Annotated in this window: 17 protein-coding genes; 12 read left to right on the top strand and 5 right to left on the bottom strand. The window is 63.3% G+C overall.

Annotated elements, in window-relative coordinates; all coding sequences use genetic code 11:
• Positions 1-101: 101 nt before the first annotated feature.
• From N2603_RS28450 to N2603_RS28435, 4 genes are read left to right on the top strand one after another with little or no spacing between them, the layout of a single operon-like run.
• Positions 102-2,168, top strand: coding sequence for a hydantoinase/oxoprolinase family protein (locus N2603_RS28450; RefSeq protein WP_260384731.1), 2,067 nt, complete (start codon positions 102-104; stop codon positions 2,166-2,168).
• A gap of 13 nt (positions 2,169-2,181) precedes the next feature.
• Positions 2,182-3,864: a hydantoinase B/oxoprolinase family protein gene (locus tag N2603_RS28445; RefSeq protein ID WP_260384730.1), complete on the top strand. Its 1,683-nt coding sequence runs from the start codon at positions 2,182-2,184 to the stop codon at positions 3,862-3,864.
• A 7-nt stretch (positions 3,865-3,871) separates the two neighbouring features.
• On the top strand, positions 3,872-4,675 hold the full coding sequence (locus N2603_RS28440) for an SDR family NAD(P)-dependent oxidoreductase (RefSeq protein WP_260384729.1): 804 nt from the start codon (positions 3,872-3,874) through the stop codon (positions 4,673-4,675).
• Positions 4,676-4,687: 12 nt separating this feature from the next.
• On the top strand, positions 4,688-5,389 hold the full coding sequence (locus tag N2603_RS28435; protein WP_260384728.1) for an HpcH/HpaI aldolase family protein: 702 nt from the start codon (positions 4,688-4,690) through the stop codon (positions 5,387-5,389).
• A gap of 60 nt (positions 5,390-5,449) precedes the next feature.
• On the opposite strand, the gene N2603_RS28430 is transcribed toward N2603_RS28435, so the two are convergent.
• Positions 5,450-6,325, bottom strand: coding sequence for a polysaccharide deacetylase family protein (locus N2603_RS28430; RefSeq protein ID WP_260384727.1), 876 nt, complete (start codon positions 6,323-6,325; stop codon positions 5,450-5,452).
• Positions 6,326-6,330: 5 nt separating this feature from the next.
• Positions 6,331-7,437 (bottom strand): LLM class flavin-dependent oxidoreductase, encoded by a 1,107-nt coding sequence (locus N2603_RS28425; protein WP_260384726.1) that lies wholly within the window; start codon positions 7,435-7,437, stop codon positions 6,331-6,333.
• Positions 7,438-7,611: 174 nt separating this feature from the next.
• Between N2603_RS28425 and N2603_RS28420 the strand changes: the two genes are divergently transcribed.
• The 8 genes from N2603_RS28420 (at position 7,612) to N2603_RS28385 (ending at position 16,111) form a co-directional block, all read left to right on the top strand.
• Positions 7,612-8,493: an FAD binding domain-containing protein gene (locus tag N2603_RS28420; RefSeq protein WP_260384725.1), complete on the top strand. Its 882-nt coding sequence runs from the start codon at positions 7,612-7,614 to the stop codon at positions 8,491-8,493.
• Positions 8,490-8,975 carry a (2Fe-2S)-binding protein gene (locus N2603_RS28415; RefSeq protein WP_026312000.1) on the top strand — a complete coding sequence of 162 codons (486 nt, stop codon included), beginning with the start codon at positions 8,490-8,492 and terminating at the stop codon, positions 8,973-8,975. Before N2603_RS28420 ends, N2603_RS28415 begins: the two co-directional genes overlap by 4 nt.
• Complete coding sequence (locus tag N2603_RS28410; RefSeq protein ID WP_260384724.1) at positions 8,972-11,365, top strand: xanthine dehydrogenase family protein molybdopterin-binding subunit; 2,394 nt, start codon at positions 8,972-8,974, stop codon at positions 11,363-11,365. Before N2603_RS28415 ends, N2603_RS28410 begins: the two co-directional genes overlap by 4 nt.
• 68 nt (positions 11,366-11,433) lie before the next feature.
• The gene (locus N2603_RS28405) at positions 11,434-12,711 is read left to right on the top strand and encodes an amino acid ABC transporter substrate-binding protein (protein WP_260384723.1); all 1,278 of its coding nucleotides are present in this window, start codon (positions 11,434-11,436) and stop codon (positions 12,709-12,711) included.
• A gap of 98 nt (positions 12,712-12,809) precedes the next feature.
• Entirely contained in the window at positions 12,810-13,691 is an 882-nt protein-coding gene (locus N2603_RS28400) for a branched-chain amino acid ABC transporter permease (RefSeq protein ID WP_020607880.1), read from the top strand.
• On the top strand, positions 13,688-14,647 hold the full coding sequence (locus tag N2603_RS28395) for a branched-chain amino acid ABC transporter permease (RefSeq protein ID WP_260384722.1): 960 nt from the start codon (positions 13,688-13,690) through the stop codon (positions 14,645-14,647). Before N2603_RS28400 ends, N2603_RS28395 begins: the two co-directional genes overlap by 4 nt.
• On the top strand, positions 14,644-15,384 hold the full coding sequence (locus N2603_RS28390) for an ABC transporter ATP-binding protein (protein WP_260384721.1): 741 nt from the start codon (positions 14,644-14,646) through the stop codon (positions 15,382-15,384). The genes N2603_RS28395 and N2603_RS28390 overlap by 4 nt, the downstream gene beginning before the upstream one ends.
• Positions 15,374-16,111: an ABC transporter ATP-binding protein gene (locus N2603_RS28385; RefSeq protein WP_260384720.1), complete on the top strand. Its 738-nt coding sequence runs from the start codon at positions 15,374-15,376 to the stop codon at positions 16,109-16,111. Before N2603_RS28390 ends, N2603_RS28385 begins: the two co-directional genes overlap by 11 nt.
• Before the next feature lie 24 nt (positions 16,112-16,135).
• Here the strand turns inward: N2603_RS28385 and N2603_RS28380 are convergent, their stop codons facing one another.
• The 3 genes from N2603_RS28380 to N2603_RS28370 are packed head-to-tail and all read right to left on the bottom strand — an operon-like array spanning position 16,136 to position 19,208.
• Positions 16,136-16,762, bottom strand: a complete 627-nt coding sequence (locus N2603_RS28380; RefSeq protein ID WP_260384719.1) for an FMN-dependent NADH-azoreductase — start codon at positions 16,760-16,762, stop codon at positions 16,136-16,138.
• Between the two features lie 3 nt (positions 16,763-16,765).
• Positions 16,766-18,340, bottom strand: coding sequence for an isochorismatase family protein (locus N2603_RS28375; protein WP_260384718.1), 1,575 nt, complete (start codon positions 18,338-18,340; stop codon positions 16,766-16,768).
• A 19-nt stretch (positions 18,341-18,359) separates the two neighbouring features.
• A complete protein-coding gene (locus tag N2603_RS28370; protein ID WP_018643048.1) occupies positions 18,360-19,208 on the bottom strand; it encodes an MBL fold metallo-hydrolase in 849 nt (282 codons plus the stop codon).
• Between the last annotated feature and the right edge of the window lie 10 nt (positions 19,209-19,218).

Here is a 19,218-nt window from a genome sequence, read left to right as displayed (position 1 = left end):
CGTCGAACCCGGCGTTCCCGATTTGAAGCTCGATCGCACGGTTCAGCAGGCAGCTCGAGAATCCTTCGTCATCCTGCACGGCGATCGCTTCGAGGAAAAAGATGGCCAAGCTCGCATTTGACACCGGGGGAACCTTCACCGATTTCGCGCTGCTCGACGACGAAGGTGAATTGCATCTCCACAAGGTGCTGAGCACGCCCAACAATCCCGCCGAAGCCGTGGTCCGCGGTGTGTCCGAACTGCTCGAGCAGTTTGGTGATGTCATCGATCTTGACAAGCTTCAGGTGCTCGGCGCGACCACAGTCGTCACCAATGCCGTGCTGGAGCGCAAGGGCGTTAAGACCGGCTTCATCTCGACCGCCGGCTTCCAGGACATGCTGCGTATCCGTAACGAGGGGCGCTACGATCTCTACGACTTGAATTTGAAGTATCCCGATCCACTGGTCACGCGCGCGAACAGTTTTGGCGCGGTCGAGCGCATCTCCGCCGATGGCGAGGTCATCACGGCGCTGGAGGAGGAGACGGTCCGTGGGATCGCCGGCCGCCTGCGCCAGGAGGGCATCAAATCCGTCGCCGTCTGCCTGCTGCACGCCTACAAATATCCGACCCACGAGCAGCGCATCGCAGCGCTGCTGCGCGAGGAGGATCCTGATATCTTCGTCTCGCTGTCCTCCGAGGTCTGCCCGGAAGTGCGCGAGTTCGATCGCGCCTCGACCACTGTCGTCAACGCCTATACCCGGCCGCAGATGTCGGGACACGTCGCTCACCTCGAGCGCGAATTCGCCGTCAAGGGCATCGATCGCCAGGTGCTCTGGATGACGTCCTCGGGCGGACTCGTGCCGAGCAGCCGCGCTGCCGAGTTGCCGGTTCGCCTGATCGAGTCGGGGCCAGCCGCAGGCGCGGTTGCCGCCGCCGAGTTCGGCCGCATCGCCGGAGAGGGCAGCGTGCTGTCCTTCGACATGGGGGGCACGACGGCTAAGCTGTGCCTGATCCCGAGCGGTGAACCGACGGTCGGCACGGATCTCGAAGTCGCGCATTATCATCGCTTCCGCAAGGGATCGGGCTTCCCGCTCAAGATCCAGTCGATCCGCATGATCGAGATCGGCGCCGGCGGCGGCTCGATCGCGGCAAAGAACCCGCTCGGGCTGTTGGATGTCGGGCCGCGCTCGGCAGGGGCGATGCCGGGACCGGCGGCGTATCAGCGCGGCGGCACTGAGCCGACCGTCACCGACGCCGATATCCTGCTCGGCTACATGGGCACTGAATCCTTCGTCGGCGGCTCGTTCAAGGTCTCGAAGGATGCCGCGCTCGCGGCGATGACGAAGCTTGCATCCTCGCTCGACGTCAGCGTTCCCCGCTGCGCTTTCGGCATCCACGATCTCGTGAACGAATCCATGAGCAAGGCCGCGGCCGTGCACGCGACCGATCTCGGCGTCGATCCGCGCAGCCTGCCGATGGTCGCCTTCGGCGGCGCGGGTCCGGTGCATGCCTATGGCATCGCGCGCAAGCTCGGTATCAAGCGCATCATCTGCCCGACCGGCGCCGGTGTCACCTCGGCGATCGGCCTGCTGATCGCGCCGGTCGCCGTCGATCTGTCGGCGAGCTTTCCGATGCAGGTCGACAATTGGGATTTCGCCGCGATGGATCGCCTGCTGGAAAATCTCGCTGCCCAGGGCGCTGAGGTCGTCCGTGCCGCGGGCGTCGCACCGGAGACCATCACCAACACTTACACCGTCGACATGCGTCACGTCGGCCAGGGCCACGAGATTACCGTCGCCCTGCCGAAGCGCAGCTTGCCGCCCAAGCAGTTCCACGAACAGCTGCTCGCCAATTTCTTCAAGCTCTACCGCGAGCTGTTCGGTCGGACCGTGGCAGGCTCGTCGGTCGAGGTGATCACCTGGCGCCTGCGCGCCAGCGGTCAGAAGGATCAGGTGACGCGGCCGCACGCGCGCCATGCTGCCGAGGCGAAGAAGGGGACCCGTTCGGTCTATTTCAGCGAGCGTGGCGACTTCGTCGAAACGCCGGTCTACGATCACTACAAGCTGCCGGTCGGTGAGGAGATCAGGGGGCCGGCCATCGTCGAGCAGCGCGAGTCCACTGCGGTGGTCGGACCGAGCGGCACCGCTCACGTCGACATCAACGGCAATCTCGTGATCAATATCGCCTGAGGACCACGTATCCATGTCCGTGAACGCTGCCGATTTCAACGACCCGATCAACCTCCAGGTGATGTGGAACAGGTTGATCTTCATCGCCGACCAGGCCGACATCGTGCTCGGCCGGACCGCGTTCTCGCCGATCGTGCGCGAGAACCACGACTATGTGACCGTGCTGCTGGATAGCCGAGGCCGCGCGCTCGCGCAGTGTACGTGGTCGATTCCGGTATTCATCACCTCGCTGCCGGTCGCAGCGCAGAAATACTTCCTGCCGAAGTTTCCCGCGGAGACGTTGCAGGAGGGCGACGTCCTTGCCACCAACGATCCGGAGATCGGCACCGGCCATCTTCCCGACGTGACGATGATCACGCCGATCTTCAAGAACGGCAAGGTCGTGGCCTATGCCGGCTCGATCGCGCATCTGCCTGACATCGGCGGCGCTCCCCTGCATTCGGAAGCCAGCGACATCTTCGAGGAGGGCATTCGCTTTCCGATCGTGAAGCTGCACAAAGCGGGCGTTCCCAACCAGGATGTGCTCGACATCATAGCGGCTTCCGTTCGCCTCCCGACCGAGGTGATGGGCGATCTCGAATCCATGGTCGCGGCCAACAACGTCATGGGGCGTGAGCTCCTGAAATTCCTCGATGAGTATGATCTCGACAGCATCGACGAACTCGCGGACGCCATCCATACGCGCTCCGAGGCCCAGACGCGAAAGGCCATTCGGCAGTGGCCGAACGGCACCTATTCTGCCGAGGTCCTGCTCGACGGCTATGACACCGACGTGAGACTCAAGGCATCCGTCATTGTGCGCGACGATTCCATCCACGTCGACTACGCCGGGACATCGGACCAGATCCTTCACTCGATCAATTGCCGCACCAATTACCGCTACGCCCATTCGGTCTATGCGCTGAAGTGCCTGCTCGATCCGGATACACCGAACAACGAGGGTTGCATCACCCCGATCACCGACGAGGCGCCGCTCGGCTCCATCCTCAATCCCCAGCAATGGACGGCGGGCAATTCGCGAAACCTGATCGGGCACGTCATTCCCTCGCTGATCTTTAAGGCGCTGGAGAGCGTGGTGCCCGACAAGGTCATGGGCGACAGTGGCGGCGCGCCGATCTGGGCCGCCAATTGCGTCGGTCGGCGCGACGATGGCTCGCAATATGGTTCCGTGCAGAATTTCCACGGCGGGCAGGGGGCGCGCGCCGAGTTCGACGGCCTCGACACGCTGAGCTTCCCGTCCAATTGCAGGGTCACCGCCATCGAGATGTTCGAGATAGCCGTGCCGGCGCTGGTCGAATGCAAGGAGCTGATTCCGGACTCCGGCGGCGCCGGCAAGAGCCGGGGCGGTCTCGGCCAGCACGTGGTGCTGCGCAATCTCGGCCGCAATCCGATGAACATCTATCTTGCCTCCGAACGGATGCGTCATCCCTGCTTCGGTGTGGTCGGTGGTCAGTCCGGCAGCGCCGGCAAGGTGTATAAGAACGGCGAACCGCAATTTCCGAAGGGCAAGGTCGTCTTGAAGACCGGAGACCGCCTGGAAGTCGAGACGCCCGGTGGTGGTGGCTGGGGCAAGACGTCCGAACGCTCGGCTGCATCGATCGAGCTCGATCTTGCGGAGGGGTTGATTACGCCGCAGGCTGCCCGGCAGTTCTACGGATATCAACGCTCAAGCCTGGCGGCGACTGCCGCCGAATAGGTGAATCATGGGGCTGCTCGACGGAAAGATTGCGCTCGTCACGGGGGCTGGCACGGGGATCGGGCGTGAGACCGCGATCCTGCTCGCCCAGGAAGGTGCAACCGTTGTTCTGACCGGGCGGCGGATCGCGCCGCTTCAGCAGGTCGTGTCCGCGATCGAGAAAGCGGGTGGCAAAGCCGTCGCACACGCGCTCGACGTTGCCTCGCGCGAGGCGATCATTGAGACAGTTGCCTGGGTCAAAGGCAACGTCGGATCGATCGACATCCTCGTCAACAATGCCGGCAGCGCCAGCAGGGTGCTGAACGCGCGGTTCATCAGCGAGACCGAGTGGAACGCCACGGTCAACGTCAATCTCACGGCGGTATTCAATCTGACCCAGGCCGTGCTGGACGACATGCTTGCCAGGAAGGACGGCACGATCATCACGGTCTCCTCGCTCGCGGTCGTCAATCCGAACCTGCTCGGCGGTGCCGCTTACGGCGCAGCCAAGGCCGGGGTGAAGAACTTCATGACTTTCCTGCACAACACGTTCCGCAATCAGGGCATCCGCGCGACGACGATCCTGCCGGGCGAGACGGACACGCCGATCATGGACAATCGCGCCCGCCCGCCATTGGACAGCGAACGCGCCGTGATGCTCAATCCGCACGACGTCGCACGCGCGGTGCTGCTCTGCGCGAGCCTGCAGAAGGGCGCCATGATTCCCGAGCTGCATATCTGCCCGACCTTCATGCGCGATACGTCCGCAGACATCGAGACGGCCCGCTGGGTCGGCGCGCCTGCCGGTCTTGCCGACAAGCCGAAGAGCTAGAGAGGATCTCCCATGAACGGAGCCAAGTTGCGCGAGCGCCTTGTCAAGGGCGAGGCGGTCACCATGTTCACGCCGCACCATGCCTCATCGGGACTGGCGGTGCGGCTGGTCGAGCTCGGCGCGGACGCCATCTTCGTCGATTGCGAGCACGGGACCTGGAGCTTCGAGGACGTGCGCGTGACCGCGCAGGCCATCCGCGGTGCCGGCGGCGCTGCGATCGTCCGCCCACATTCCCATGAGCGGCCCGTCCTGATCCGCTATCTCAACGCCGGCGCCGACGGCCTGATGGTGCCGATGGTCGATACCGCAGAGCAGGCGCGGGCCATCGTCGATGCGGTGCGCTACGCCTGTCCCGCCGACTACGAGAAGCGGCTTGTCGTCGCCATGATCGAGACGCCGAAGGCGATCGACGACATTGAGGCGCTGCTCGCAGTCGAAGGTATCGATGTTTTCTTCATCGGCCCCGGCGACCTCTCGCAGAACATGGGCTATCCGCCGGCGCCGCCCTTCGGGCAGCCGCGGCCGCAGGCCGTCACCGAGCGGGTCGAGCTTGCAGTCAAGAAGATCCGCGCCGCGGGCAAGATCGCTGGCACGCTCGTGACGTCTGACGAACTACCGTTCTGGCTCGAGCGAGGCGTCAAATATTTCTACATCCATTCGGACCCGTTCCTGCGGATCGGTCTGGGCGGTATCAAAAAAGCGCTTGGGCGGTGATTTCAGTCTAGCGGCGCACGCCGATGGCAATTCGTCCCGGCGACGGCAAATAGACCAGTGCTATTTCCCCGCCATCTCGGCGCGATACCAGTCGCCGATTTCGCTTGCGGTCATCAGGGCGACGCCATCATGGCAGATGACATGATCGAGCAGCGCCTCCAGATATTTGATCCGGTGTGGCACGCCGGTGATGTAAGGATGGATCGAGATCGCCATCACCCGCGCATTATCGGCGCCTTCGAGATAGAGGCGATCGAACTGGTCGGTGCAGCGCTTCAAAAACTGCTCGGACGGCAAATGCTGCAGCGCATGTATGACAATGTCGTTGGTCTCCACCGAGTAGGGGATGGTGGTGATGGTGCCGTGCGGCGTGGCGATATCCTGCGGCAAGTCGTCGATCACCCAGTCCGCGACATATTCGATGCCGTTGAGGCGGAGCAGATCGAGCGTTGCCTCTGTTTCAGTGAGGCCAGGGCTCTCCCATGAGCGCGGCGGCTTGCCGGCGAACTTGGCGATGGTGTCGACCGCACGCTTGATCGCGTCGGCCTGGTTGTCGAGCTTGTGCATCGGCCCCTGCAGGAAGCCGTGGCCCATGAACTCGAACCCGGCTTCCAGCGCGGCGGAGGCGACGCGGGGATAGGAGTTGCAGACATTGCCGTTGATGGCGAGCGTTACCGGGATGTTGCGCTCGGTGAGTGCCTTGAACTGGCGCCAGAAACCCGCGCGCATCCCGTATTCATGCCACGACCAGTTCGGCACGTCCGGCAACAGCGGCTGGCCCATTGGGGGCGACAGCACGCTACGAGGCATGGCGTTTTCGATCCGCCATTCCTCGACATTGAGGATGACCCAGACGGCGAGCCGCTTGCCGCCGGGCAGCTCGAGCTTCGGGCGGTCGACCTGCGCCAGATAGGGGATGCGATCGGAGAGAACCATAGCGCTCAACCTGCGGCGTAGCGGCTTCGGGCAGAGGCGGCGTTGACGCGTGGCATGACTTGCTCGGCCATCAGGATCATGGAGCGACGGCCGGCCTCGCGGTCGCGCCAGTCCTTGCCGGCGTAGAGGAGCGTGCCGAAGACGCCGACTTCTTCCTGGAAAGCCAGCAACTGGTCGGCAACGCTCTCCGGTGTGCCGTAGATGATGAGTTTTTCGCAGATCGACTCCAGTGTCACCTCGTCGTCAGGCTGGTCGCGCCGGGTCTTGAACAGCTCGATGCGACCATTCCGCTTCAGCTTGGTGAAGAGCGAGCGATAGTAGTAGACATAAGGTCCGCTAGGATCGGTGGCGTAGGCCTTGGCGGTAGCGGCATCCTTGGCGACGAATACGCTTTTGGCCACGCGCCAGTTGGCGGGATCGGCCGGACGGCCGGCGCGCTCGCAGCCCTCGACATATTTCGGCCAGTGGCTCTTCACCCACGCCGGCATCAGGAAGTTGGCGGAAATCGGTTCCCAGCCGCGCGCGGCCGCCTCGGTGACGCCCTTGGAGAAGGGCGCGACGGCCGTGACCACGATCGGCGGGTGCGGACGCTGCAGTGGCTTTGCAATGAAGCCCTGACCGATGTCTTCGATCAGGGTCTTTTCGATCGAGATGTTCCAGTAATTGCCGGCAAGATTGTAGGGTGGCTTGCCCTCCCAGATTGCCAGGACCTGGTTAATCGCCTCCAGGAACATCGCATTGCGATCGGCCCCGAGATTGCCAAACAGCTCGGCGTCCGACAGCAGGCCGCCCGGGCTGATGCCGAAGATCAGCCGGCCGTCGAGCATGTGGTCGAGCATTGCGATGGAGGCGGCAATTGCAGCCGGATGGCTGTTCGGCATGTTGACCGTGCCGGTGCCGAGCTTGATCTGCTTGGTGGCGGCGGCAAGCCAGGCGATGAAAGCGACGCAGGACGTGATGTTTTCGGCGCGGTCGGTGACGTGCTCGCCGACATAGGCCTCCGAAAATCCGAGCTCGTCCGCCAGCAGGAAGGCTTCCCGATCCTCCTTCAGGGATTGCCGCCAATCCTTGTCCAGGGGATGGATCGGCATCGTGAAGAACCCAAGCTTCATGATTGCTGTGCCTCCCCGAGCTGTTTTTATTGGCGGGAGCGTGCGACGGCCGGTCGATCAAGGCAAGTCCGAAAGTCGAAAAGACTGCGAAATCTAGTCGCTTGACCTTCGAATAGTCCCACCCTCTAATCCCCTCAAAAGCAGAAGAGCAGTTCCGGGGAGGGGCTTGTTTGAATGAAAGCCGCGGCTTTCGCCTATGCACGCGCGACCAGCGTTGCCAATGCGCTGGAGCTGCTTGCCGTGCACGGAGAGAAAGCGAGGGTGCTTTCGGGCGGGCAAAGCCTGATCCCCGCGATGAATCTGCGGCTGGTTGCGCCGGAAGTGATCGTCGATATCGGCGATCTCGCCGAATTGCGCGGGCTCGCGGTCAAGGGCGATACACTCGTCATCGGCGCGCTGACCCGGCATGCCGACCTCCTGAAATCATCCGACATTGTGAAATGCGCGCCGCTGCTCGGGGCGGCAGCGGCGCATGTCGCGCACCCCGCGATACGCAACCGGGGGACCATCGGCGGTAGCCTTGCGCAGGCCGATCCGGCATCCGAGCTGCCCGCCTGCATGCTGGCGCTGGGCGCGACGATCGTAGTACACGGCCCCGGCGGCGAGCGGCGGATTGCTGCAGAGGATTTTTTCACCGGGATCTACGAGACTCAGCTCGCACCGCAGGATCTGCTTGTCGCCATCGAACTGCCAGTCGCCCGTACCGGCTCGGCGCATTTCTTCCAGGAGTTTGCGCGGCGGCACGGCGACTATGCGATCGTCGGCCTTGCGGCACAGGCAATGCTGCAGGGCGATCGGTTCGCCGACCTCCGGCTCGGCTATTTCGCCGTCGGCGACAAGCCCGTCCTGGCGAAGGCTGCCAGCAAACTGGCTGGCGCCACGATCACGCCCGCACTGCTGGCCGAGGCCTCCGACGCCCTTTCACATGAGCTTGATCCGCATGAGGATCAGCAGGCGACGCCGGCAATGCGCCGACATCTCGCAAGAGTGTTGCTGGCGCGCTGCGTCGCTTCGCTCCTGAACCGTCCCGATCTCAACATCGGAGGACGTTCGTGACGGCTCCAGTGGCGATCTCAGTCACGGTCAACGGCGAGCGCGTGGAGGCGCATGTCTTGCCGCGGCTCAATCTTGCGGATTTCCTGCGCGAACATCTGAAACTGACGGGCACGCATCTCGGATGTGAGCATGGTGTATGCGGAGCTTGCACGGTGCGCGTCGGCGGCGAGATTGTGCGCTCCTGCCTGATGCTGGCGGTGCAGGCGAATGGCGCCGCGGTCGAGACGATCGAGGGCCTGTCCGACTCCGGCGAGATCGCCGATCTACAGGCGGCGTTTCGCGACCGCAATGCGCTGCAATGCGGCTTCTGTACGCCGGGCATGCTGATGGCGGCGCAGGATCTGTTGCGCGAGAACCGAACGCCTGCGCGAGAGGAGATCCGCGAGCATCTCTCGGGCAATTACTGCCGCTGCACCGGCTATCACGCCATCATCGACGCGATCGAGACGACCGCGCGGGCGCGGATGGAGCTGAAGGCATGAGCTCGATCCGCAGCAATCCCCAACGGCTGTCGGTCCTGGACCGGCCGAACTCCTATATCGGCAAGACGGTGCCCCGGCCGAATCTCGACCGGCTGCTGCAGGGCCGCGGCAGCTATGTCAGCGACATGGAGCTGCCGCGGATGGCGCATGTCGTGTTCATGCGCTCGCCGTATGCGCACGCGGAGATCGTGAGCATCGACGCCGCCGCTGCAAGGCGGATGCCGGGCGTGATCGCTGTCGTCACGGGCAAAGAGCTTGCGGACGTCATCACGCCGTGGATCGGCGTGCTCTCCCATCTCAAGGGCCTCAAATCCGCACCACAATCGGCGATCGCAGTCGACCGGGCCTGCTGGCAGGGCGAGGCGGTGGCCGCTATCGTCGCGACGAGCCGGGCGGCGGCTGAGGATGCCGTGGAGCATGTTGGGGTCGAGTATAGGGAACTCGAAGCCGTCACCGACATGCGCACAGCGCTCGATCCGGCGACAACGGTCATTCACGCCTCGCTTGGCGACAATCTGGCGTTCGAGCGCATCCTCGACGCAGGCGCGGTGGATCAAGCCTTCGCCGGTTCCGATGCGGTGGTCGAGGCCGAATTCATCTTCGGCCGCCACACCGGCGTGACGCTGGAGCCGCGTTCGGTCGTTGCCGACTGGGATGCCGCGGAAGCGCGGCTCACGATCTATCAGGGCACGCAGGCCCCGCATATGGTGCAGAACATCGCGGCACTGCATCTAGGCTTGCGAGAGGCGCAGGTCCGCGTCGTCTGCAAGGATGTCGGCGGCTCGTTTGGCATCAAGGTGCACATCTACGCCGACGAGATGGCGACATACGCACTGGCCAAGCTGTTGCGTCGGCCGATAAAATTCGTCGCCGACCGCGTCGAGAGTTTCAATACCGACATTCACGCCCGCGACCATCGCTGCAAGGGAAAGATCGGCGTCCAGCGCGATGGCACCATCACGGCGTTCGAGATCGACGATCTGACCGGCATCGGGCCTTATTCGATGTACCCGCGCACCAGCGCGATCGAGGCCAACCAGGTCGTCAACCTCGTCGGCGGCCCCTACACCACGAAGAACTATCGCGCCCGGGCGCGGGTGGTGTTTCAGAACAAGAACGTGATGTGCCAGTACCGCGCAGTCGGCCATCCCATCGCCTGTTCGGTGACTGAGGGACTGGTCGATCTCGCGGCCATGAAGATCGGTATGGATCCGGTGGAAATCCGCCGCCGCAATCTGATTGCCGACGATGCCTATCCCTGCGCCTCGCCGTCGGGGCTGCGGTTCGAGCAGTTGTCGCATCAGGCGTCGCTGGCCAAGATCGTCGAGATGATGAACTACGAGACCCTGCGCGCCGAGCAGGCGGTCTTGCGTAAGGAGGGCATTCATCGCGGCATCGGCATCGCGAGCTTTATCGAGGTCACCAATCCCAGCGCCGCGTTCTATGGCGTCGGAGGGGCCAAGATATCGTCGCAGGATGGCGTGGCGGTGCGGCTGGATGCGCAAGGCTCGGTCATCTGCCAGACCAGCATCACCGAGCAGGGGCAGGGCTCGCAGTCGCTCACGGCGCAGATCGTGGGCAGCGTTCTCGGCGTATCCATGGATCGTGTCCGCGTCATCCTCGGTGATACCGACATGACGCCCTACGGCGGCGGTACCTGGGCTTCGCGCGGCGCCGGCATCGGCGGCGAGGCGGCGTTGCAGGCAGCGAAGATCTTGCGCAAGAATGTCCTCGATGTGGCCGCTGTCATTCTGCAATCGACCCCGGCCGAACTCGATATCATGGACAATGCCGTGGTCAATCTCAGCGACGGTGCGCCGCGCATCGAACTCGATGAGCTCGCGCGCATCGTCTATTTCCGTCCCGACACCCTGCCGCCGGGCATTCAGCCCGAACTGATGGCGACAAGGCACTATGTACCCCGTGAATATCCTTTCGCCTTCACAAACGGCGTTCAGGCCGCCTGGGTCGAAGTCGATACCGACACCGGCTTCGTCAAGTTGCTCAAGCACTGGGTGGTCGAGGATTGCGGTACCATCATCAATCCGCAGCTGGTCGATGAGCAGATCAGGGGCGGGGTGGTGCAGGGGCTTGGTGCGGCGCTGTTTGAAAAGTGCGTCTATGACGACCGAGGACAGCTGACCAATGCCAACCTGGCCGATTACCTGGTGCCGATGTCCGGCGAAATGCCTGACATCGGCGTGGGCCACGTCGTCTCGCCGACGCGCGAGTCCGAGCTCGGCGCCAAGGGCGCGGGCGAGGCCGGTACAGCAGGCGCGGCGGCGGCAGTGGCCAACGCTGTCAATGACGCGCTCCAGCCGTTTGGGACAACTATTACCGAGATTCCCCTGACACCGCAGGTTATCCTGACGGCCTTGGGACGGATCTGACGAGGGACGCCGCCGCAGAACCAAAACAACCACACCAAGCAACAACGACCCAGGGGAGAGAAGTGCCAATGTCGAAGAAGGTCTCCAAGCCAGGATCGATTTCCCGCCGCCGCCTGCTGGCGACCGCCGGCGCGGCGCTCGCGGCCTCGCCGCTCGGTGTCGTGCAGGCGCAGCAGACGCCGATCAGGATCGGCATGAGCATGCCGCAAACCGGCGGTCTCGCAGGTGGCGGCAAGGCCTCGCTGCTCGGCATCGAGATCTGGCGCGACGACGTCAACGCCAAGGGCGGGCTGCTCGGAGGCCGCAAGATCGAACTCGTCGTCTATGACGACAAGTCCAGCGCGTCGGAGACGCCGGCGATCTATTCGAAGCTGATCGATGTCGACAAGGTTGACCTCCTGTTCGCGCCCTATGCGACCGTGCCGACGGCGCCGATCATGCCGATGGTGAAGCAGCGTGGGCTTCTGCTGATGGGTAACTTCTCGTTCCAGGTCAACAGCAAAGTCGGCCATGACATGTGGTTCAACAATGCGCCCTGGGGGCCGGCTGACAGCTGGGCGACCTCGTTCCTTGATATCGGTCAGAGGGCCGGCGGCAAATCCATGGCGTTGCTGGCCGCCGACCAGGAATTTGCCCAAAATCTGGCGAAGTCCGCGCGTGAAGTCGCAGCGAAGCGCAACCTGCCGATGGTATTCGACCAGGCCTATCCGCCGAACACGGTGGAGTTCTCCAGCATCATCCGCGCGCTCAAGGCGGCCAAGCCCGACATCGTCTATATCGCGTCTTATCCGCCGGACTCGGCGGGCATTCTGCGTGCCGTGAACGAGATCGGGATCGGCGACAACGTCAAGGTTTTCGGCGGCGGTATGGTCGGCCTGCAGTTCGGCGCCGTGATGGAGAATATGGGTTCGCTACTCAACGGCGTCGTGAACTACAACACATGGCTGCCCGAAAAGAGCATGTATTTCGAGGGGACCAAGGAGTTCTTCGACAAGTACACGAAACGCGCCGTCGAAGCCAAGATCGATCCGCTCGGCTATTATCTGGCGCCGTTCGGTTATGCCAGCGGCCAGCTCATCGCGCAGGCCATCAACGCGGTGGGATCGCTGGAGCAGAAGGCACTTGCAAAATATCTGCGCGAAAACACGCACAAGACCATCGTCGGTCCGATCGCGTTTTCGCCTGACGGCGAGCGCAAGGAAACCGCGGTGCTGCAGGCCCAGTTCCGCGGCGTCGTTGACAAGAACATGGAGCAGTTCCGTAGCTCTGGCAAGCAGGTGATCCTGTTCCCGGAGAACCTGAAATCGGGCGAGTTGATCGCTCCGTTTGAGGCCGCGCGGAAATAAGTCCAGGCGGCAAGGGAAAGATGGTCCCGGGCGGGGATCGGATACCCCGGCACGAGTTGATCGGGAAGCGGGCCAAGGCGGGTCAAGGGGGACCTCAATTGTTTTCATTTGATCTCCTGCTCGATGCGGTGGTGATCGGGGTGCTGCTCGGCTGCTTTTACGGCGCGGTCAGCCTCGGATTGTCGGTGTCGTTCGGCCTGCTCGACGTCCCCCATGTGGCGCATCCGGCGTTTCTGGTGCTGGCGTCGTACGCGGTGTATTTCCTTAACGAGCATTACGCCGTTGATCCCCTGGTCGCAGGGCTCCTGATCACGCCGGTATTCTTTCTGCTCGGGCTCGTGGCCTATCGCTTGTATTATGAAACGTTCGAGAAGCGAGGCAGCGACGCCGCCGTGCGCGGCATCGCCTTCTTCTTCGGCGTCGCCTTCATCATTGAAGTGTTGATCATCCTGCAATTCGGTGTCGATCAACGCTCCGTCACCGCCGATTATATCGGCAGGGCCTGGCGGCTCGGCGATATCCGCATTCCGTACCGGCTCCTGGTCGCCTTTGCCGTCGCAACCGCACTGACCGTCCTGCTCACACTGTATTTGTCGCGGACCTTCATGGGACGCGCCATTCGCGCGGTCGCGCAGGACCAGGAGGCGTTACGGTTGATGGGCGCCAACCCGATCAAGATCAAGCAGTGGGCATTCGGCATCGCCACCGCTGTGCTCGGGATCGCCGGCGCCCTGCTCATCATCGTCGCCCCTGTCGATCCGACGCTCGACCGTGCCTATATCGGGCGCACATTCTGCGTCGTTGTGATGGCGGGGCTCGGCAGCATGGGCGGCACGCTCGTCGCCGCCATCATTCTCGGTGTCGCCGAGACGATTGTGCTCACCATGTTCGGCGCCTCCTGGGCGCCGGCGATTTCCTTTGCGATGTTGCTCGGCGTTCTCGCCGTACGGCCGCAGGGCCTGTTTGGCAGGCGATCATGACACGCAACAGCATTGCTTTCTGGACCGGATCGACCGTCTTTCTCGTCGCCGTCTTTGTGATGACACAGGTCGTCGGCAACCAGTATCCATTCTTTGCCGGCTACGTGATCCTGCAGTTCATCGCGCTTGCCGTGGCATGGAGCATCCTTGGTGGATATGCAGGTTATGTGAATTTCGGAACCAGCGCGTTCTTCGGCGTTGGCGTCTATGCCGCGGTATTCCTGGTCAAGGCCTTTGGCGCGCCGCTTCCCCTGCAGATCCTGGCTGGCGCCGCGATCGGTGCACTCATGGGGTTTGCGCTCGGTCTCCTGACGCTTCGCATGCAGGGCATTTTTTTCTCGATCGCGACGATTGCGCTGACGATCATCATCGAGACGACGATAACGAACTGGCGATACGTCGGTGGAGCTGCGGGCATCCAGATCCAACGGCCGGCGGTGACGGCGCCATTCGACAACTATGTGCAGATGCTGTTCTTCGTTCAGGCCCTTCTCGTGGTGCTGGCGGTTGCGATCTCGCGCTACATCCAGAACTCTTGGATCGGCCGCGGCCTGCAGGCGCTGAGGGACGACGAACTTGCGGCCGAATGCACGGGCGTGCCGACCTTGCGATTGAAGCTGCTCGCCTGTGTGATCTCGGGGGCGCTGATGTGTGCCGTCGGCGCGCCGGCGGCGATGTACTTGCAATATGCGGACCCCGCGTCGGCGTTCAATCTCAACTACTCCGTGACGACACTCGCGATGTCTCTGATCGGCGGAACCGCGCATTGGTCCGGGCCGATCATCGGCGCGATCCTGCTAGGCACAACGCAGCAATTGCTGACCGTGACGATCTCGTCGGAAGTCAATGTGCTGGTGCTGGGTTTGATGCTGGTGCTGTTTGTCGTGGGCGCCCCGGAGGGTATCATCGGCCTGATCCGCAAGCTGCGCGGCGAGCGCAAGGAGGGTGAGGTATGACGCTCTCCGGCACCCGGTCGCCCCTGCTGCGAATTTCGTCGCTCACCAAGCGTTTCGGCGGGTTCACGGCGCTCCACGATGTCAGCGTCGACATTCGGCCCGGCGAGCGGTTCGGCCTGATCGGTCCGAACGGCTCGGGGAAGACCACGCTGATCAACTGCATTTCCGGCGCGTTTCGCACCGAACCCGGCACGGTCCTGTTTCGTGACGAGGACATTGCACTGCTGCAGCCGCACGTGCGCACGCGCCGCGGTATCGCTCGGAGCTTCCAGATCCCGCGACCGTTCAGGAGCATGACGGTCGCCGAAAATCTCATGGTCGCGCTCGATTTTGCCGCGCACGAGCACGTCTCGGCGGCGCAGCGGCGAGACAGCATGATGTCGATCCTCGATCAAATGGGCCTCGGCCCGAAGGCCAACGTCTCGGCCACGCAGCTTAGTCAGGTGGAATTGCGCAAGATGGAACTCGCACGCGCAATGGCGACGCATCCGAAGCTCCTGATTTCGGACGAGGCCATGGCAGGCCTCTCCGGCTCGGAAGTCGACGAAGTGCTTGATCTGCTGCTCAGCCTTGCAAGCCGGGACATCACCATCATCATGATCGAGCATATCATGCAGGCCGTGATGCGCTTCTCCGAACGCGTCATGTGTCTTGACGCCGGCCGAATCATTGCGATCGGCACGCCATCCGAAGTCATGGCCGACCAGCGCGTGCAGGAGGCTTACCTTGGCACTTAGCCTTGCCATCAATGATCTTGATGCAGGTTATGGCGCGGTGAAGGCGTTGCGCGGCGCTTCGCTCCGTGTCGAGGCCGGCGAAACCGTTGCCTTGCTCGGCACAAACGGCAACGGCAAGAGCACGCTGATGAAGTGCATCGCGGGCCTGGTGAGGCCGCAACGCGGCGCCATATCGCTTACAATCGACGGAGCGGCGCACGACCTGTCCCGCCTTTCGACCGAAGACATTGTCGAGCTCGGCGTAGCGATGGTTCCGGAGGGGCGGCGTTTGTTTCCCCGGCTGACCGTGCTCGAGAACCTGATGCTCGGCGCGTTCCGTAAGGCAGCCAGGCGCAGTATCGACCGTAATCTTGCGATCGTTTTTGAAGCATTTCCCGTCCTCAAGGAGCGGCAGGCGCAACTCGCGGGCACGATGTCGGGCGGACAACAGCAGATGCTGGCGATTGGGCGCGCCCTGATGTCGTCACCACGCTTGTTGTTGGTCGACGAACCTTCGGTGGGTCTCTCGCCGCTACTGGTCTCGCAGACCATCACCAAGATCGGCGAGCTCAATCAAAGCCTCGGTCTGACGGTGCTGATGGCGGAGCAGAACTTCAATCAGGCGATCCGGATCGCGAGCCGCGGCTATATCATTGTACATGGTGAAATCGTCGTGGCGGCCGCTTCGGTCGACGAATTGAGAGGGAACGATATCGTCAAGCGGCTCTATCTTGGTGGCGCCACGTGATTGCTTACTGAGGCGCCGAAGTGCCTAGAAGGTCGCGGCCATTGCAGCAAGGCGCTGATGGGCCCTTTCACGGGCAGAATCGATCGGCTGCTGCGGTCCCGTGGTTGGACCGATCAGCACGAAACGGACATCGCTGATTCCGATGAAGCGCAGGATCTCCCGCAGGTAGGGCGTTGCCATGTCGCTGCGGCCACGGTTCATGCCGGTGGCGAAGTCACTGCCGCTGGCGATGATCACCAGCGTCGGTCGATCCTTCAGCAGCGGCAGATACCCCTGCGACGGATCGAACCGGAAGGTGAGCCCGGGCTGGACGATGATGTCGAACCACTGCTTGAGCTTGTAGGGAAGGCCGAAGTTCCACATCGGGGTCGAGATCAGGACTCGATCGGCAAGCGAGAAGCGCAGCGCCATCCGCTCGGCCTCGGCAAAGCTCTCGCGTTGCGCCTCGGTGAAGGCCTGAGCCTTCATGCGGGCATACTTGGCGTCGACGATCGGGCCCGTGAACTCCGGCATCCGCTCACGCCAGATGTCCACGACATCGACGTCCCAATCCGGCCGGGCCTGGCGGAAGCCGTCAAGAAAGACGCGTGCGCCGGCATTCGACTCGGACTCGGCACGGGGCGAGCAGGACAGATGCAGGAGCTTCGCCACGGCTCATCCCAGCGCTCTGATCACGGTATCGGCCCTGGTCACGACCGCGACGTTCTGCATGGCAAAATTGATCGAGGCGTTGTGCCAGTCGGCATTCATGGTCGAGCAGCAGTCCTCGGGCACGATCATGAAATAGCCCTTGTCGGCACCGGTCCGTGCCGTGTGCTCGACCGACATGTTGGTCCAGGCGCCGGTATTGATGATCATGTCGCGGCCGGTGGCTTTCAGGATCGTCTCCAGCCGCGTGCCTTCCCAGGCACTCATCCGCATCTTCTCGACGATGAAGTCGCCGGGTCGTGGCTCCAGGCCTGAGACCGGGGCCGCGCCCCAGCTTCCGCGCACCATCGCCTTGCTGTCGACGAGGCCTTCGAACAAAGGGGCGTTGAGCGTAACGCCGGGTGCGCCCGGTTCGACGACGAACCAGACATGGATGATGGCGACGCCGCGCGCGCGTGCGGCTTCCGCTAGCCGCCGGACATTCTCGACGACATGCTGTTGCTTCGCATGACCCGGCGCACCCGACTCGGCGAAGGCGCCGCCGTCCATGATGACGTCGTTCTGGAGATCCTGGATGATCATGGCGCAGCGCTGCGGATCGAGCCGCATCTCACCCTCGGTGAGAACAGGCGAGGCCGGTGACGAGCTCGGGCCTGCGCCGCCACCGGCGCTACGGCCGCTCATATAGGGCTCGTGACGCGGACCGACCTTGGTCTGAATTGCGTACACCGAATGGGTCGAGGTGAGATAGAGCGTGCGCAAGTCCGGCCCGCCCCAGGCGAGGTTGGCGACCAGCTCCGGCACGCGGACCTTGCCGAGCAGCTCGCCGCGCAGCGAATAGACCCAGATCCCGCCGGGAGCGGTGACCCAGACATTGCCGTGCTGGTCGCATTTCATGCCGTCGGGCAGGCCCGGCTCCAGCTCGGATCGGATGCCGCTTGCGAACACGCGTGCGTTCGAAAGCGTGCCGTCGGAATTGACGTCGAACACGCGGATCAGCGACTGCACGGTGTCGTTGACATAGAGCAGCTTTTCGTCGGGCGAGAAGCACAAACCGTTCGGCTGGTCGAACAGGTTGCGGTCTACCACGAGCTTCGGCTCGGCGCCTGGCACGATGCGATAAACGCCCTGAAAGCCGAGCTGGCGTGGCCGCTCGACGCCATAGACCGGCATCCGTCCATACCAGGGATCCGAGAAATAGATCGCGCCGGAGGAGTGCACGCAGACGTCGTTGGGGCTGTTGAGCTCCTGGCCGCCAAAATGCGACGCGAGCACCTCGCGCCGTCCGTCCGGACGTTCGCGGACGAGCGACGAGGTCGCGTGCTCGCAGACGATCAGGTTGAGCTCGGCGTCATAGGTCATGCCGTTGCATTTGTTCGATGGACGCTTGACCTCGACGACGCCGCGCCGTGCGTCCCAGCGCCGGCGCACGTCCCCCGGCATGTCCGAGAACAGCAGGTAGTGATCGACCGGATGCCAGATCGGCCCTTCCGTGAAGTCGAAGCCGGTGCCGATCTGCGCGACCGGCGCATAGGGATCGATCAGGTTCTCGAACTCGCTTCGCAGAGTGACGTGCGTCATCGGTCGATCCTCGACAACATCAGGCCGGAAACCAGTTCCGCTGGGGCAGGGACTGCACGACCGGTCCGGGGACCTGGTCGTGCAGGCGACCGACGACATTGCCGCCTTCGATCTTGGCAGGACGGTCGTGCACGGGAAGCAGGTAGCGCGAACTGCTCAGCAGCTTCTTGATCGCCGCCTTCTCCGCACGTTTGCTGGTGCCGTGGTTGCCGGTGGTGCGCGGCTCCCAGTCGTGGATCTCGTGAAAGGGCGTGACGATCTGGTCATTGAAGTCGTAGATGACGTCGCCGCAGATGGTCGCGATGCCGTCGGCGGTGTGGACGATGATGTTCATCGATCCCTCGGTGTGGGCGTTGGCGGCATCGCAATAGACGCCAGGCATCAGCTCGATCGGGCCGGTGATTTCGAGGTCGAGGAAGCGCAGCGCGCTCTTGGTGTGCAGGCGGTCGATCAGGTGCTTGATGTCGGGCGCCGGATATTGCGGATGCATCAGGCCGGAGACGGAGTATTCGAGCTCCTTGCGGTTGACGACGACGGTCGTGTTCATCGGGAACAGGTCGTCCTTGCCGGCATGGTCGATGTGCAGATGGGTGTGGCAGACGAAGCGCACGTCGCCCATGCGCACGCCGTGACGCGCGAGCTGGTTCTCGATCATGTGCTCATGGTACTGAAGCCCTCGCATGCCCAGCGTCTCCATGATCTGGTTGGAGCGGTAGCCGGTGTCGACCACGACCGGGTAGGGGCCGCCGAGGATCAAAAAGCCGAGGGTGAGGACGCGGCGGGTGCGGCCGCAGTCGCGGCCGAGCACCAGGAAGCTCGATTCCAGCTCGATATCGCCATAGTCCAGGATCTTGATCTCCAGTGCCATTCGGTGCCCT

This window comes from Bradyrhizobium huanghuaihaiense (assembly GCF_025200885.1).
Classification (GTDB): domain Bacteria; phylum Pseudomonadota; class Alphaproteobacteria; order Rhizobiales; family Xanthobacteraceae; genus Bradyrhizobium; species Bradyrhizobium huanghuaihaiense.
Note: the sequence above shows the minus strand (reverse complement) of the source record. Positions and strands in the feature narration are given on the sequence as shown.

Excerpts from the sequence above, each read along its gene's own strand:
- N2603_RS28450 (WP_260384731.1), top strand. The coding sequence starts at position 102 with ATGGCCAAGCTCGCATTTGACACCGGGGGAACCTTCACCGATTTCGCG.
- N2603_RS28445 (WP_260384730.1), top strand. The coding sequence starts at position 2,182 with ATGTCCGTGAACGCTGCCGATTTCAACGACCCGATCAACCTCCAGGTG.
- N2603_RS28440 (WP_260384729.1), top strand. The coding sequence starts at position 3,872 with ATGGGGCTGCTCGACGGAAAGATTGCGCTCGTCACGGGGGCTGGCACG.
- N2603_RS28435 (WP_260384728.1), top strand. The coding sequence starts at position 4,688 with ATGAACGGAGCCAAGTTGCGCGAGCGCCTTGTCAAGGGCGAGGCGGTC.
- N2603_RS28430 (WP_260384727.1), bottom strand. The coding sequence starts at position 6,325 with ATGGTTCTCTCCGATCGCATCCCCTATCTGGCGCAGGTCGACCGCCCG.
- N2603_RS28425 (WP_260384726.1), bottom strand. The coding sequence starts at position 7,437 with ATGAAGCTTGGGTTCTTCACGATGCCGATCCATCCCCTGGACAAGGAT.
- N2603_RS28420 (WP_260384725.1), top strand. The coding sequence starts at position 7,612 with ATGAAAGCCGCGGCTTTCGCCTATGCACGCGCGACCAGCGTTGCCAAT.
- N2603_RS28410 (WP_260384724.1), top strand. The coding sequence starts at position 8,972 with ATGAGCTCGATCCGCAGCAATCCCCAACGGCTGTCGGTCCTGGACCGG.
- N2603_RS28405 (WP_260384723.1), top strand. The coding sequence starts at position 11,434 with ATGTCGAAGAAGGTCTCCAAGCCAGGATCGATTTCCCGCCGCCGCCTG.
- N2603_RS28395 (WP_260384722.1), top strand. The coding sequence starts at position 13,688 with ATGACACGCAACAGCATTGCTTTCTGGACCGGATCGACCGTCTTTCTC.
- N2603_RS28390 (WP_260384721.1), top strand. The coding sequence starts at position 14,644 with ATGACGCTCTCCGGCACCCGGTCGCCCCTGCTGCGAATTTCGTCGCTC.
- N2603_RS28375 (WP_260384718.1), bottom strand. The coding sequence starts at position 18,340 with ATGACGCACGTCACTCTGCGAAGCGAGTTCGAGAACCTGATCGATCCC.
- N2603_RS28370 (WP_018643048.1), bottom strand. The coding sequence starts at position 19,208 with ATGGCACTGGAGATCAAGATCCTGGACTATGGCGATATCGAGCTGGAA.